Annotated in this window: 1 pseudogene; it reads left to right on the forward strand. The window is 76.9% G+C overall.

The features are described from left to right. Positions 1-273 (forward strand): annotated as a pseudogene (locus tag KVT32_RS30060) (multidrug transporter); the annotation flags it as partial.

Below are 273 nucleotides of genomic sequence, written 5' to 3' on the forward strand. Positions count from 1 at the left end.
GCCGCGCGACACGCGCCTGCTGGCGCGCGCGCCGAACCTCGACCTGCAGCAGTCGGCCTCGCTGGTCGAGACGGCGCGCGCCACGCTGGCGCAGCTGCGCCGCCTACGCGCCCAGGACGCCAACACGCTGACCCTGCTGGTGGGCCAGCCGATCCCGGAGAACCTGCCGGCCGGCGCCACCCTGGCGACGACCGAGCTGCCCGACCTGCCGGCCGGGCTGCCCTCGGACCTGCTCGCCGTGCGTCCGGACATCCGCTCGGCCGAGCAGCAGCT

Origin of the sequence: Achromobacter sp. GbtcB20, from assembly GCF_019091095.1 — a bacterium.
Taxonomy (GTDB): Bacteria; Pseudomonadota; Gammaproteobacteria; order Burkholderiales; family Burkholderiaceae_B; genus Achromobacter; species Achromobacter mucicolens.